11 protein-coding genes and 1 pseudogene are annotated in these 14,790 nt (G+C 42.7%); 2 read left to right on the forward strand and 10 right to left on the reverse strand.

Going from position 1 to position 14,790, the window contains the following annotated elements; all coding sequences use genetic code 11:
• Positions 1–72 precede the first annotated feature (72 nt).
• The 9 genes and pseudogenes from OB236_RS04325 to OB236_RS04365 form a co-directional block, all read right to left on the reverse strand.
• Complete coding sequence (locus tag OB236_RS04325; RefSeq protein ID WP_262682930.1) at positions 73–837, reverse strand: sugar phosphate isomerase/epimerase family protein; 765 nt, start codon at positions 835–837, stop codon at positions 73–75.
• 13 nt (positions 838–850) lie between these two features.
• A complete protein-coding gene (locus OB236_RS04330) occupies positions 851–1,867 on the reverse strand; it encodes a zinc-binding alcohol dehydrogenase family protein (RefSeq protein WP_262682931.1) in 1,017 nt (338 codons plus the stop codon).
• Positions 1,868–1,906: 39 nt separating this feature from the next.
• Positions 1,907–3,541, reverse strand: a complete 1,635-nt coding sequence (locus OB236_RS04335) for a helix-turn-helix domain-containing protein (RefSeq protein WP_262682932.1) — start codon at positions 3,539–3,541, stop codon at positions 1,907–1,909.
• Positions 3,534–5,345 carry a sensor histidine kinase gene (locus OB236_RS04340; protein WP_262682933.1) on the reverse strand — a complete coding sequence of 604 codons (1,812 nt, stop codon included), beginning with the start codon at positions 5,343–5,345 and terminating at the stop codon, positions 3,534–3,536. Before OB236_RS04340 ends, OB236_RS04335 begins: the two co-directional genes overlap by 8 nt.
• A 102-nt stretch (positions 5,346–5,447) precedes the next feature.
• Positions 5,448–6,293, reverse strand: coding sequence for a carbohydrate ABC transporter permease (locus tag OB236_RS04345; RefSeq protein WP_262682934.1), 846 nt, complete (start codon positions 6,291–6,293; stop codon positions 5,448–5,450).
• Positions 6,294–6,304: 11 nt separating this feature from the next.
• Positions 6,305–7,189, reverse strand: a complete 885-nt coding sequence (locus OB236_RS04350; protein ID WP_262682935.1) for a carbohydrate ABC transporter permease — start codon at positions 7,187–7,189, stop codon at positions 6,305–6,307.
• Between the two features lie 30 nt (positions 7,190–7,219).
• The gene (locus tag OB236_RS04355) at positions 7,220–8,995 is read right to left on the reverse strand and encodes a hypothetical protein (protein WP_262682936.1); all 1,776 of its coding nucleotides are present in this window, start codon (positions 8,993–8,995) and stop codon (positions 7,220–7,222) included.
• Positions 8,996–9,049: 54 nt separating this feature from the next.
• A complete protein-coding gene (locus tag OB236_RS04360) occupies positions 9,050–10,387 on the reverse strand; it encodes an ABC transporter substrate-binding protein (protein ID WP_262682937.1) in 1,338 nt (445 codons plus the stop codon).
• 180 nt (positions 10,388–10,567) lie between these two features.
• Positions 10,568–10,855 (reverse strand): annotated as a pseudogene (locus OB236_RS04365) (BlaI/MecI/CopY family transcriptional regulator); the annotation flags it as partial.
• 263 nt (positions 10,856–11,118) lie between these two features.
• Between OB236_RS04365 and OB236_RS04370 the strand changes: the two are divergent.
• Positions 11,119–11,820, forward strand: a complete 702-nt coding sequence (locus OB236_RS04370) for a hypothetical protein (protein ID WP_262682938.1) — start codon at positions 11,119–11,121, stop codon at positions 11,818–11,820.
• On the forward strand, positions 11,817–12,293 hold the full coding sequence (locus OB236_RS04375; protein WP_262682939.1) for a PucR family transcriptional regulator: 477 nt from the start codon (positions 11,817–11,819) through the stop codon (positions 12,291–12,293). The genes OB236_RS04370 and OB236_RS04375 overlap by 4 nt, the downstream gene beginning before the upstream one ends.
• Positions 12,294–12,379: 86 nt before the next feature.
• On the opposite strand, the gene OB236_RS04380 is transcribed toward OB236_RS04375, so the two are convergent.
• Positions 12,380–14,671 (reverse strand): helix-turn-helix domain-containing protein, encoded by a 2,292-nt coding sequence (locus OB236_RS04380; RefSeq protein WP_262682940.1) that lies wholly within the window; start codon positions 14,669–14,671, stop codon positions 12,380–12,382.
• Between the last annotated feature and the right edge of the window lie 119 nt (positions 14,672–14,790).

Consider the following 14,790-nt stretch of genomic DNA (forward strand, 5'->3'; position numbering starts at 1 on the left):
TCTCCAATGGCTTGCCATATCGAAAAACATAAAGCTATGAAACTGACCTGGTTTCTCGACAAGTATCCCCATTCAGGCTTTCATCCCTAACTGATGAAGCTTATGCCAACTCCGCTGCAGACATTCAAAAGGGTTGCTTCCATAGCATTGATCCTGCTCTACAGCTCCCCATTCCACACCAATTTCCTTACATGCATCCAAAATACGAACAAAATCCATATTGCCTTCTCCAATTTCAGCATACCGCTGCTCACGATCACTTGTGACCGTCATGTCTTTGAGATGGACAACTTTCATGCGGCCATTCACTTTTCGTATCCATTCAACCGGATCTGCACCACCCGCCTGCACCCAATATACATCCAACTCAAAATCAACCGACGGATCTGTCTCTTCGATCAGAATCTCCATGCCTGTTGTGCCGTTAAATTTGGCAAACTCAAAATTATGGTTATGATATATAAACTTCAAGCCTGCGCTTTGCAGCTGCTGTCCGACGTTGGAAGCCCACTTTGCAAAAGTAAGGTAACCTTCCTTGGTGTAACGAAGCTCCTGCGGCATCGCGCCGATTCCAACATATTTGCAGTCCCATAGGAGATGTTTCTCTATAACATCATCGAGCTTTTCTGCCAAATCATCATAATGGATGTGGGTTGCACATATTTCCAAGTCTTCCCTGTCCGTCATTTCTTTTAAAGCTCCAGGGTCAATAGGACCTAATCCCGAAACCTGGACTGCGTTGTATCCCATTTGTTTTACTTTTCGAAGTGTCGTTTCTATATCCGCAGGAGTTTGAAGAAACTCGCGAAGCGTGTATAACTGTACAGCCATTTTCATATGGTAATTCCTCTCAATCCAGATTGACTATTGCTTTAATTACGCCAGTCTCAGGCTTCAGCCACGAGTCATAGCTTTCTATCATTTGCGCAAAATCTACGCGGTGGGTAATATAGGAGTCGGTATCAATGTGCCCGTTACGGATATTGTCCATAACTTGCTGGAAATCTTCTCGCGTCGCGTTACGGCTGCTAAGAATGCTCATTTCCTTTTTGTGAAACTCAGGATCATCAAATGAAATTCTCGATTTGACCAAACCCACATATATCAACCGTCCTGTATGAGCAACATATTGAGCCGCCGATTCCATAGATGCTGCATTGCCAGTTGCATCAAACACAACTGTTGGCAAATTCCCTTGTGTAATCTGCTCAATAGCCTGAATAGGATTGTTCATGGCATTAACGGCTTCATCGACAGGAACCCATTGCTTGCAATACGCAAGACGTTCATCATTAATGTCCATCGCTATTACTTTGGCACCGGCTAATTGAGCAAATTTCATGACACCCAGACCAATAGGCCCGGCACCGATGACAAGAACGAATTCGCCAGGAACTATAGTTGCTCTGCGCACTGCATGTGCACCGATACATAGACATTCCGTAATCGCTGCTTGCTCTGCGGTTAATCCGTCTGCTTTGATCAGCAAATTATGAGGTACGACAATATATTCACGCATTCCCCCATCTTCATGTACACCAAGCAGCTTCAAATTCGTGCAGCAATTCGTTTTACCTTGTTGACAAGCTATACAACTGCCGCAATAACGGTATGGAGATATAATCGTCAGATCACCTTTAGACAATCCCATATCGTTCGACCCGATCTCTACAATCTCACCAGACATTTCATGACCCAGAATACGAGGATAGGTGAAAAAAGGCTGATTGCCTTTATAGGCATGAAGATCGGTGCCGCATATCCCGATTCGCTTGATTTTTATCAGGGCTTCGCCTTCCTTCGGTACCGGTATTTCGGTCTCTGTTACTGCGAAACGATACGGTTCCTCACAAACGATGGTTTTCATCACAGCCCACTCCTTGTAAAAAGTCTGATTTATTTTGCTTTACAGGGCACTGTTGTCCCTTAATCTGTGCTTATAATCGGATGGCAGCATTCCAGTAATTTTTTTGAAGGTTCGAATAAAGTAGCTTTTGCTGTCAAAACCTAATAGCTCGCTGATTTGCTCCATATTTTTGCTGCTGTGATCCAAATATTCACAAGCTTTTTCCATCTTGAGTCGGATGACATGATCAACAAAATTTTCGTTTGTTTCTTTTTTAAACAGCCTGCTAAAATAAGCTGCATTAAGGTTAAGATGATCGGCAATCTCGGACAACGTTATTTTTTGGTGCAAATGATGAAGGATATACCGCTGAGCTTCAATAATTTCATATCGCTTGGAGCTCGCGTTCACATTATGGATGACCTGCAGCAGCTCTGACAGATTGTCCCACATCATATCTTTGAAATGCTCAATGGTTTCGGCATGCAGCAAATTTTGATGAACGACTTCTTCAGAAAATTTGGTCTCAAAATGCAGCAGTGACTTTATTTTCACACGCAGGTCGAGCAATATTTTTAAACCCCATTCTTTAATCACTCGCGGCCTATATTTCTCTTGCCCCAGGGTATATATCCATTGGTCCAAAGCGTCCTTGAGATCGGTCTCATTTTCTCTGAGAATAATGTCCTGAAATTGTTGGGTGGCTTCTATATATTTGGCAAAAAGATCTTCCCTTGAGAATGAGTATGTCACACTTGGCAGCTTAATAATGGAGCCTTCCTCCAGATAAAAACTATGCTCGTTATACTCCAGCAGCTGTTTCATATAGGATTTCAGTTCCAGAGAATTCCGGGCGATCTGTCCGACCAGAACGGTTATAGAGAACTTCAAATACATGGTTAACGATGTGTTGATGGTTTCCAGTATTCTATTCATCGTCTCATACACATTCGTTTTCAAAAAGTCCTGGATTGGAAAAAGCAGTACGGTTTCTTTGCCATTATAGGTAAATTGTAAAATCCCTTGATTATTTTCCATGGCCACAATTTCTTCGATCACATTTTGAACCAGAAAAGAAATCAAATGATCCGTTATATATCTTTTTTGGGCATCGTGATACCTGTTAATGTAACAAAGGACCGGAATATAGCTGTTGTCTTGAAAATCCAAGCCTATGGAGCCGGCCTGCTGAACCCAGGTATCTTCATCCAGGAGTGGATTATTCATTAACGATGAAATCCATTCTTTTTTTAGCCTGTTATTTTTGTCATTTGCAAACGATGCCGCTTCCTGGATCTGCTGTTTGATCTTGTGATCCTCATCCAGATTGTGAATAATCTTTTGCAGTATTTCGATCAGCATCTGGGGGTCCAGGGTCTCTTTCAAAATATACTCCACAACATTCAACTTAATAGCATGCATAGCGAACGCAAATTCATCGTGGCATGACAGAATAACGGATCGCAGGTTATCCTTCTGTGCCGTCAAACTGTCAATCAGCTTTAATCCATCCATGACTGGCATGCCGATATCCGTGATCAAAATATCCGGCATCTCCGTCATAGCCTTGTTATGTGCCTTCTGTCCGTTATCAAATCTGCCGATCAATTGCAGGTTCAGGCTATCCCAAGGTATAACTTTCTGCAAATATTCCAGCACAGGGAAATCATCATCCACCAACATAACCTTATACATATGGATCTCCCCCTTTGTGCAATGGAATGCTCAGCTTAATACGTGTACCTTCGCCTACGGCGCTTTGGATATCTACCCGAAGCAGAGGTCCATAGACCAGCTTCATACGTGCATATACATTTTGCAGTCCGATACCGGATAAACCGCTGCTGTTCTTTTCTATCTCATATTCATTTTTCACCATGTGCTCAACTAGCAGCCGACATTGCTCTTCCGTCATCCCCTTGCCGTTATCCTCTATGCTAACGATCAAATGGTTGAGAGCCTGATCCAGCTGAGAGGAAATCGTGATTTTCCCTCCTCCTTCGTTGAAGCCATGAATATAGGCATTTTCGATCAATGGCTGGATAAAAAGACGAGGGACCTCCTTGAGCAATGTATCCTCAGCTAAACATACCTCGTATTCAATCGGATCTTGCTGCCGCATATTCATCAGTTTGATGTAATTGGTAACAATTTCAACCTCCTGAACCAACGGGATAAATTCATTATTCCTGTTAATGGTCATCCGTAAAAGAGTAGAAAGCGCCTGAATCAAGGATGCATTCTCTGAATCGTTGTTCAACAAAATCTTCAAACGGATAGAATTCAAAATATTAAACAAGAAGTGCGGATTGATTTGCGCCTGAAGCATTTCCAATTCAATCTTCCGTTTGTGGGCTTGCTCCAATACAGTTTGGCGCAGCATCTCTTCAATACGGTTAAGCATCTTGTCGAATGACCTGCTTAGTCTCCCTATTTCATTATTGCCCTTGATGTCGGATCGGATGGATAAATTACCGGATTCGATTTCGGCGGCAACTCTTCCCAATCCCTTTAACGGCTTCGTGATTTGGCGGACGAGAAAAATCAAAATGACCAAAAAGAACGAAAAAAACAAGATCTGAATCAGTATATTGGTGCGTTGAATAAAATTAATTTTTTCCGTTGCTTCATTATAACGGGTCAAAGTGATGAGTGACCAATCGGAGAAAGGTGTTTTGCGGCTGGCTACCAAATATTCTTCTCCATTGATCTTAATAATCCCGGCATCATCATGAGCTAAGGAAAGGCTGTTAGTGTAGGGAAACTGCTGTCCGATTCGGGACGGGTCCGTATGCGACAGAATGGTACCACTCGCGTTCACCATCATGATTTCATGGTTTCCCGACACTTTTCTAAACGCTTCATTGAAATCTTTTTCTTTGGCACTAATAATGACATACCCAAACGGGTCCGATGAATATTGAACCTTTCGTGCTATCGTGATCAGGTATGGGTTGTTTTTTTGACTGGAAAGAATATAGTTAGGTTGGCTGCCGAGCCAATACGTCTCATAGGCATTCAAGCTCTTTAACTGGTCAAACCATGGCTGCTGATAGAACTGTCTGGAGTCATAATTAAAAAGCGGGTAATTCGTATAGCTGTTTTCAATACTACTGTGATCTCCAATTAAAATCGTAATATATAAATCATTTAACAAATTCGTTATGCTCCCGAGCTTGGCCGTAATTTGCGATTGAATCAATGCCTGATCATTCGGGTTGGATATATCTTTACTTTCTTTGAGCAATGAGTTCATTTCACTGTCAAATTGTATGTAATTGTTAATATAGAGCAGGTTGTTCATATAGTTGGATATATGTAGTTCAACCATCTTCAATGTCTCTTGAGAGCTGCTGATGGCATTGTCCCGAAGAACATCTTTGGCCATGTAATTGGATATCGCTGCTGTAATCATCAACGGGACTAGCAAACAGAATACCGATGAAATAATCAATTTTTGACGAAGAGATGTTTCAGAAAAGTTAACCCACATTCTCATATATGCTGCACGATCCTTTAGATGAAATGAGGACAGAGATAAACCTCTTCATCTATCATAACATGTAACTATCCTACCCGGAGGAAAAATTGCAGTTGAGGGCTAACCCTTGACCCCACCCACTGATATCCCGGCTATGACATGCTTTTGAGCTAAGATGAACACAAGAAGCAGCGGAATAATCGCCGATACCGCACCGGTCATCGTAAGCGCGTAGAATTGACCCTCTGCATCCGAAAACTGCCGCATACCAATCTGAATCGTATAAAGCATCTCGCTGCGAAGGAAAATTAACGGTGTTTGATAATCATTCCATGTCCATATAAAACGGATAATCGCATAGGTTGCAATAGCCGGCCGAACGAGCGGAAGCGCGATACTCACAAAGGTTCTAAAGTAGCCGGCACCGTCCATTTTGGCCGATTCGATGTACTCCGGATGCACATTCATGAAAAACTGTCTCAACATGAAAGTACCGAATACGCTAAAGCAATGTAAAACAATCAGCCCCAAGTGACTGTCATATAAATTCAGCCATTTGAAGGTAATAAACTGCGGAACTAAAATCGCTTGAGACGGGATCATATACATCATTAATGTCAGGACGAACAAAAAGTTTTTGCCTTTGAATTCAAGCTTGGCAAATCCAAACGCAGCCATGCTTGAAAAAACAACCGATGCCAGCGTCGTTAGCACAGATACTTTAATAGAATTCAAGTAATACAAGTAAAATGGATATTTCCCAAGCCATACTTCCTTATAATTCTCGACCGCGTTCCAGGTGCTGGGAACCCATTCAATGGGAAAGTTGAATACATCCTTCTCCATTTTAAACGAGGTCACCAGCATCCAAAGGAACGGCAGTAGAAATACAATGCCCACGACTAGCATAACCAACGTCAGGATTAATTTTGGGATCTGGATTTGCTGCATAAATTGACTTTTCATTGGTGCTCCCCCTAATAATTAACCCATTTTTTTTGGCCATACCATTGAATGAGGGTTATCAAAAAAACAAACAGCAATAACACTAACGCGATGGCCGACGCGTAACCGGACTTCAGATTTAAAAAGGCAGTTTCATATAAATAGTACACGGTGACCGACGTTGAGTTGGATGGACCACCTGACGTTAACACAGCAATCAGATCAAATACTTTAAACGTGCTGATAATCCCGGTAATAAGCAGGAAAAAGGATGTTGAGGAGATCATCGGCAGTGTGATATGTCTGAATTTGCCCCAAGCGTTAGCCCCATCAATATCTGCCGCTTCATAAAGATCCTGCGGGATATTTTGTAGGCCTGCCAAGTAAATAATTAATTGAAAGCCGATTTGTATCCAGACCAGAATCATCATGACAGACGGTAGCGCAAAGTTCACATCAGAAAGCCATTTGGGAGGATGCTCGATCCCTATGGATATTAAAAACTGATTGATGGGTCCATAGCTCGGGTGAAATAAAACCTGAAATACAACTGCTACAGCAACGACACTCGAAATGTAAGGCATAAAGTAAACGACTTTAAAAAAATCTTTAAAGTATACTTGCTTGTTAATTAAAACCGCCAGCAATAGCGATATCGACATGCCGATAGGGACAACAAGCATCAATATCATATTGTTTTTGATCGAAACCAAAAAAATATCGTCCTGAAACAGCTCCTTGAAATTGTCTAAACCGATAAAATTCACATTATCAAGACCAGCTACGAAATTCCAGTCTGTAAAGCTTAATATGATCGTTGTCATGACCGGGAAAAATACGAGTACCGATACCCCAAGTAACATCGGCCCGATAAACATATAAGCGGCCAAATTTTCTCTTAATGCTGCCTTGCTCATTATCATTCACCCTCTTTTGACTTCCATTTGCTATTGTACAGAGATGCTTACTGTAAACTCATAATTGCCGGGAAGCACATTTTCCATGGTCCATTGTACAGGTGTGCACATGACAGCAGGAAAAACAGCAGCAATCGTGGCTCCCTCTTGTTCAGTGTTGAATATAAACGGTGAGCCTTCGCCCTTAACTGTAACTGTAGTACCTGATGTTTCCATCACGATTCCGCTGTTATCTCTTGCTGTTGAAGTATCGGATTGAATAACGAACGGTTCGATGATCGACAAACGATCCATAGGAAACTGAACATCAAAACGATAGGTTTTCTCGACCTTCTGATCGTAAAAACGGTAATGAATAGAGTAGGCTGCTCGGCTGTCGATTTGAATAGGCTGCTGCAGTGGCTTCAATCTGCCATATACGTGAAGGGAAGTCCGGTCCTCGTCCGCAGCAATTGCGGCTTCGTATTCATATAAGCTTCCATAGTTCGTTCCTTGAATAACAGCTTCAATTCGCGGAGTCGTCGTTCCTCTATACGTTCCCGGGTATTCAGGCATATTAAAAACTTCAGACCGTTCGTAGGTTGTAGCCGATCCAATCTGCAGCGGCCCCAGCGTGTTATGCCATAGATAGGAGATACTGCCACCGGTAGGTGCGTTATTGGCTCCAAATCCGGTAACCGTGGCCATGAGACTTTCCGTACGAGCATGATACGTATTCAACGATGGGAATTGTTTGAGCCCAAATATATGGTCGGATGGAATCAATGATGATTCCGGAATCGGCTTTCCATAAACGAGAGCAACAGCAAAAGCATCCGCGCGATTAAACGTGGTATGAATACAGCTTTTGTCGAAAATTGCTTCATGGTGCGGTCCATATCCAACCATTCCGTCTTTATTCATGCAGCTCGCCACATAGTGCGCGTTTCTGTCAGCAGCCTCGGCAAACGCCGGATCTTCATCACATAACATCATCAGCGCCATTTGACATCCATGTGCTGTTTTACTTCCATAAAGCGTCCATTTGTAGCCCCGACTTCCGAAGGAATTATCCATCGAACCATCCGGGTATATCATTTGAATATGTGCTCTCAGCACTCTCAGCGTTGCTTCTTTAACCTGAGTATCCCCTGTTAATAAATAATACTCCGCCATTGCACCAATGCTCATATCAAAGTTATATCCGATATCAATGTTGTCATGAGGTCGATTCGTGTACTTGGCTTCACCTATAATAAACCCGTCTTTATTAATTTGTTCAAGAGACCAGTACATCAGCTTCTTCGCTTCGCGCGCATAATCGGCGTTGTTTAATATTTGTGAGCACCACTGTAGTACAGCGCCAGTCGTAATAAAATAATTGACATTAGTTTGAGCAATACCCCCCTCGCAGAAAGCCCAAGTGATCCATTTAGCCGCTTTTTCGATCATATCCAGTAATGCTGCAGCTTCGTCTGCTTCATCATTATCATTTAAATAGTCATAGGCATGACATAAGGATAAGGTTTGAAAAACCGTAGTTCCTTTCCAGGTTGACGGCTCATCATTTAACCAGGACCCGTCAAATAGCTGATTTCTTTTCATAAACTGAACCAGCTTTTGAGCGGAATGCCTGTAGCGTTCCTCTCCTGTCTCGACTGCCATGTAATACATTGGGAAAATAGCGTCTCCGCATCTTCCATGAATTCTTTTGCAGGATGGACAAATAATACCACCTTCCCACGATTCTACTAAATGATCCACTTGATAGGTTATTAACGTATCGCACAGCTGTTTGACCCGCTGCTTCATATGTAGATATGGCATGGAATCTGCTCCTTTATTGAACAGAGGGGCACAACGCCCCTCTTTCATTTTGTTCTATTTTTTATTTGAGGTCATGATTTTTTGGACCTTTTCTTGAATTTTAGTCAAGGTAGTATCTACATTTTGCTTATCAAACAAATACAATTGTGCTTCATCCACAAACGCTTTTTCCACTTCAGGTCCGTACGCAGGCGGAATAACGATTTTCGACCCTACAGATTTACCTAATACGTCCATTAACGATTTTTTGTCGACAGCTTGGGGCGTTTTCGTACCCGCAATCAATGTATCAACCGCTTTGGCTTGATCTGCCTGCTTCCAACCTGGCAAGCTTAAGCCTTGTACAACAATGCCTTCCGTGCTGAACCAGCGAGCAAACTTATAAGCGGCTTCCTTATGCTTGGAGCTCTTGGCTACACCGATAATATCACCGGATGTCCGAGCGTAGTACGCAGGGTCGGATGGTGAATTTTTCGGATAGGGAGCCCATGCAATTTCGAAATCAGGCTTGAAATTGCCCCATTCTGAGATCATCCAGCTTCCTGCGATAAGCATATTGGCTTTTCCGGTAAAAAACTGCTGACGATAATCCAGTTTTTGGGAAATGGTGTCTGACAGCGGCACAGATGACTTGTCTATATTTTCCATCTGGTTGCGCAGCTCCAAGGATTGTTTGAATAAAGGGTTCGTTATATTGGAGGAGCTGTCGTCTTTTATGATATAGCTATCCTGCGGCAGCCCGCTCATATTAAGTGTGTAATGCAAATATTGATCGCGTAGAAACGCTCCATAGGTTTTGGTAGGGCCTTCTCCTTTAGTCAGCTTCTTGGCATATTCGGCAAATTCCTTCCAGGTCCAATCCTGTGGAATTGGCAAACCGGCTTCATCCAACTGTTTTTTATTCAACATGATCATGGCAATAATGTATTTAGCCGGCAGTCCATAATACTTTCCGTCAATTTTCGGATCAATCAGGTATTCCTTCGAAACATCGACACCATCCTTACTTAGATAGCCGTCAAGCGGTTCCATCATACCGATCTTTACGCGTTTTGCAAATTCTCCGGCATCGTGGAACATTACGACATCCATGTACTCGCCAGAGGCAGTCATCAGATCCAGCTTCTTTAAGTATTCTGGCGCACTTACATTGTCAACCAGCGGCTTGGACTGTACTTTGATCCCCGGATTCTTCTCCTCAAAAGCCTTGATAACCTTACTCCAGTTACCTGTTTCTTCGTTGTACCAATGATAAAAATTAATCGTGACGGCATCCTGATTTGCTGTACTTGCCGGGGGTGTGGCCGCTTTTTTTTCTGGGCTACATCCTGCCAACACGGCTGTTGCCGCAAGTGCAAAACATATTGATACTACGAGCCCCTTCTTTCTCATGTCATAGCCTCCTAAAGAATATATGAATTCTTAATCTAGTCTAGCATTCGCAGTTTCCTGACAATAGTTCACTCTCTCTACTTTATTGAGATTTTTTTGACATTATCAATATCTATTCAGCCATAAATTAAAAAAAGTCGCAAGGCAAGCGACTTTTCATGTCAATGATTTTTGGATCACTTACCTTTTCGGGAATGTGAATGCGACTTGACCTGACATATCAACAGAGCCATATGTAAAATTGACATAATAAGCTCCTGCCTTCAAAGGATTGAGGGTAGCGACAGCTATTGTAAATCGTATTGCGCTTTCAAGCGCACTCATTAATCCGGATACAGAACCTTGATGAACCTCTTTAATAAATTGCTTCGTTTCGATATTCAGATACCCCTGTTCAGTGATACAAGGTTCATAATGATTCGCTTTTCCGATCCGAGTGGCTGTAATCATGTTTTTGTCCATAAGCCGGGCTAAAAAAGCATAAAGTAGGGTGCACCGGACTGGCGCTCAAAACGAAACGTTTTTTGCAGGAAATTCCCCGAAGGGTTATTAGTGAGGCTAACCGAATTGGTTTTCCTATTATTAAGCTTCCGTTGGATAAGACGCTAGGAGAGATATCCAATGAATCAATAAGCCATATTCTGGAGTATAAAACCGAGGAATTAAGATACGCGCTAGAAAGTCACCATCACTTTTCGGACATCATATTACAGGGGAAAGGTCTGACTGCAATGATTAACGCTCTTTCAACCTTGCTTGGCAAACCTGTTATGCTGTTCAATCAAAAGCAGGAATTGCTTGCCAAATCGACTCATTTCCAAAATCCTCCTTATAAAGACGTCAACCTGCAAATATTAAATTTGCTTCCTGCTTTGCTGCTTAATACTACCGTATCCGAGCTAAGCCTATTAAGCCCTGTTCCGCTTAGAGGTCAAAGTATGACGATCTATCCTATCCATTCTTACCAAGCTCACGGTTTGTTAATTGTCCTTGAACAATCAGAGGAAACACTAAGCATGCATTCACTCGCAATTGAGCAGGCAGTCAACGTAATCCGTTTCGAAATGCTTAAAACCCAAGCCGTAAAAGAAAGGTCCCGTCGTTACAAAAAGGAATTTTTTACAGATCTGATCGAGGGGCGGTACTCATTGGAGCAGGAGGTGATTCAGAGGGGAGGCAGGTACGGGTTGACGGAGACTATTCCGACGTTATGTGTAATTGCAAAAAAAGATACTCCTACTTATCAAGAAGGAATGATTTGGCCGCTGGAAGTCAATGAAGAATTGAGTTTATCAGAACTTGATCATTTGTACAATTACCTGAAAGTAGAGCTGCGCAAACGCGGAATGCCCTGTATCCTGTTCATGAAAACCGATGCTATCGTATTATTATTTAAATTCCGGAGAATCATTTGGAGGTGGAGGAAGCATTGACCGAAATTGGAATGAAAGCGGCACAGCAAGGTGATCCAATTTCTTTCGGGGTGGGCAGGCAAGTTGGCAAGCTATTAGAAATCTCATTAACTTACCGCGAGGCGATGGAATCGCTGGAGTACGGTTACCGCTGTAAAAAAGAACGGTTCGTGCAGTTCTATAATGGCCGGGAGCCGATCGATTTGTTCAGAGCAGTAAATGAGAAGGAACTGCTTGCCTATTATTTGCAAACGATGCACCCTTTCAAGGAACTGGGAGAAAATGAACAGCTCGATCTGCTCCAAACTCTTCAAACTTATTACGAGATGCACTGCCACCTGGGGGGAACCGCTAAGCGGCTTTTCGTCCATCGCAACACGGTCATTTACCGGTTAAACAAATGCACTCAACTGATCGGCCGAAATTTAAACTCCGCCGATGAAAGCCTGCGTTTTCGTATCGCCTTCATAATCAAACCCCTTCTGCAGCTATAAAATGTAAACCTTGTAGACAGTGCAGCTTGCCGATAGTGTATGTAAGATATCCGGCCAGCTGCACTGGTCTTTGTTCTGATAGAGTACTAGCCTTCCTCCCGGTATTGTCCCGGAGTCATACCTACAGTTTTCCGAAAAGAGCGAATAAAATTGGCGGAGTTATTGTATCTTAACCGCTCTGCGACTTCAGAAATTTTCATGTCGGTTGCCTTCAGCCATTTCTTCGCTGTTTCCATTCGATATTGAGTCAAGTATTCACCAAAATTAATGCCAGTCTCTTGACGGAATACGCGACTTACATAATGAGGGTGGTAATTAATGCGTGAAGAGCACCCTTCAAGCGTTAGCTCGGAGTCGAATTCTCTATGAATTATATCAATGATAGCTTCCGAAATATGTTTAAACTGAGATTCCCTTCTGCTGCCAAGCTCAAGTATGAATGGGGCTACGAACGTGGTCCAAAACCATTGTTCAATCTCCTCAATGGATCTGAGATTAAATAAGGTTTGAATTAATGTAGCCTCGTCTTGATTAATAAGACCTGTCGGAATTGAAAATTCCTGACCAAATCGAATAATATCCACCAATAACCGAAGTAAGGATAACTGATAGTCCTGATGCTGTATGCGATGCTGAAACAACTCCCCCATAAATTCCTTTAAGGACCGTTCAGATTGCTCCAGATTGCCTGTCCGCATAGCATCAAAAAGCGATTGCTCGCGCTCCTGCGGAAATAAATATAAATTGCTTCTTTGCGGCTGAACGTCTTCGATAAAAAGTATCGACTCCTGTCCGAGCCCGACTCTGTACTTCAATGCTGTTACGGCTTCGTGAAATGCCTGCGGCGTTTCGGACATCGTAGTAAAAGGGCGGCTGATCCCCATACTTACCTTAATTTTCAAGTATTGTACAATTGCTTTTTGAATCGTGTCGGAGAGCGAAAAAATTTGCTCTTTGAAATCGGCATCGCCTTCCTGCGATCCGATTATCGTGACTTGGCAATCTGCCGTTACAATAGGTACAAGCCTTTGCTCGGCGGGGATCAATTCACCGACGATATTGTTAATGGCAAACATGAGCAGGTCCCGATCCGTCTCTTCAAATCTGGTATCTTTAAGCGTGTCAATTTGCACAGCAAGAACGGACATGACAGGCCAATGACGCTTAAAACCGTACAAACTCAATTTTGCCTTGAATTCGTCAGACTTGATAGTGCCATTAAACAATTTTTGCATAAAAAATTCCTTAAGCTGAACTTGCTGACCCTTCAGCTCATTCATCAGCAGGGATTGATTCTGAATTAAGTAATCGACGCGTTCGCCAATGAACTGAAGTTCGCCTCTCTTGTTTTCGGTAGAAGCCGCAAAGGGTTCTCTTGTAAGAGCCGTATAGATGGATTGAATGGGGCTATACATTTTTTTCGACCCTAACCATGCGAGGATCAGTGTGACCAGCAGAATGCCCACGCTGACTAATAGGGTAAGCCAGCCGATAATTTTGTTGTGTTCATTGATTTCCTCAATTGAAGCGATAGAGACATATTTCCAGCCGTTGTATAAGGACTTCCGGTAAGTAACGGTAACTTCTTTACCCTCCTTGGAGGTTCTGTATTGCCCATTGGCATCATCGGTTTCCACAATGGGTTTTAAGTAAGCTTCGCCGGACAAGTTGTTCCCCAGCATCGCACGATCATGGTGTCCAATGATGTTGAAATTTTGATCCAAGAGAAACGTGCTGCCTGTCTTTCCGTTATGTAACGTAACAAGCTCTTTAATCGTATCCGGCAAAAGCTCAACGCTCATTATTCCTTTCGGGTTAATGGCGTTAAAGGGAAATTTTTTCACAAAATAAATAGAGTGTATCGAGCCTTGGGAATCTGCGCTATTATAAGCAATGTCCTTATTCAGGCCGCTTGTCCAGAAAGAGCCTCCCGCAAGCCGAGAAAATGCTTCCATCTGAGATCTAGCACCTGGGACGCTGTATTCATTAACCCCGCTTCCATTAACAATCCATTTTTGGGGTAAGCTGTATAGAAATACATCCTTGGTACCGAGCTCATAGGTTTGAATTAGCGAGATTCCTTTGAACAGCTCGCGTACTAATTCGAAATCCTTACTGGAAATCTCATTATCAAAGGCAGATGTGACAACTGGTGATTGCAGCAGCTGCGTAGCGGAAGCGTCTATCGTCTTAAGAATTTGCTCAACTCGCATTTGGGTTTGCTGCAGCAGCTGCTTATTGCTTTCGTTTACTCTTTCTTGTACCGTCTGGGATGAGTTTAAGTAAGCAAAGGTGCCGAGTACAACAACGGGAACGGTTCCGATCAGGACAGAAAATAACATAAGCTTGATTAAGTATGAGGGGGATCGAAGTTTCATAATGCCTCCATGTATTGGTTCCTTGAGTATACTTAAAAACGCTATATTATACCACACTATTAGTGAGTGCGTGTTCAAAGACGGCGTTCCAACCTCTTTTAGGAACATGAAAAGGAAGA

This window comes from Paenibacillus baimaensis (genome assembly GCF_025567575.1).

What these genes read in the sequence shown, in the direction of transcription:
- OB236_RS04325 (WP_262682930.1), bottom strand. Translation starts at nt 837, where the DNA reads ATGAAAATGGCTGTACAGTTATACACGCTTCGCGAGTTTCTTCAAACT.
- OB236_RS04330 (WP_262682931.1), bottom strand. Translation starts at nt 1,867, where the DNA reads ATGAAAACCATCGTTTGTGAGGAACCGTATCGTTTCGCAGTAACAGAG.
- OB236_RS04335 (WP_262682932.1), bottom strand. Translation starts at nt 3,541, where the DNA reads ATGTATAAGGTTATGTTGGTGGATGATGATTTCCCTGTGCTGGAATAT.
- OB236_RS04340 (WP_262682933.1), bottom strand. Translation starts at nt 5,345, where the DNA reads ATGAGAATGTGGGTTAACTTTTCTGAAACATCTCTTCGTCAAAAATTG.
- OB236_RS04345 (WP_262682934.1), bottom strand. Translation starts at nt 6,293, where the DNA reads ATGAAAAGTCAATTTATGCAGCAAATCCAGATCCCAAAATTAATCCTG.
- OB236_RS04350 (WP_262682935.1), bottom strand. Translation starts at nt 7,189, where the DNA reads ATGAGCAAGGCAGCATTAAGAGAAAATTTGGCCGCTTATATGTTTATC.
- OB236_RS04355 (WP_262682936.1), bottom strand. Translation starts at nt 8,995, where the DNA reads ATGCCATATCTACATATGAAGCAGCGGGTCAAACAGCTGTGCGATACG.
- OB236_RS04360 (WP_262682937.1), bottom strand. Translation starts at nt 10,387, where the DNA reads ATGAGAAAGAAGGGGCTCGTAGTATCAATATGTTTTGCACTTGCGGCA.
- OB236_RS04370 (WP_262682938.1), top strand. Translation starts at nt 11,119, where the DNA reads ATGATTAACGCTCTTTCAACCTTGCTTGGCAAACCTGTTATGCTGTTC.
- OB236_RS04380 (WP_262682940.1), bottom strand. Translation starts at nt 14,671, where the DNA reads ATGAAACTTCGATCCCCCTCATACTTAATCAAGCTTATGTTATTTTCT.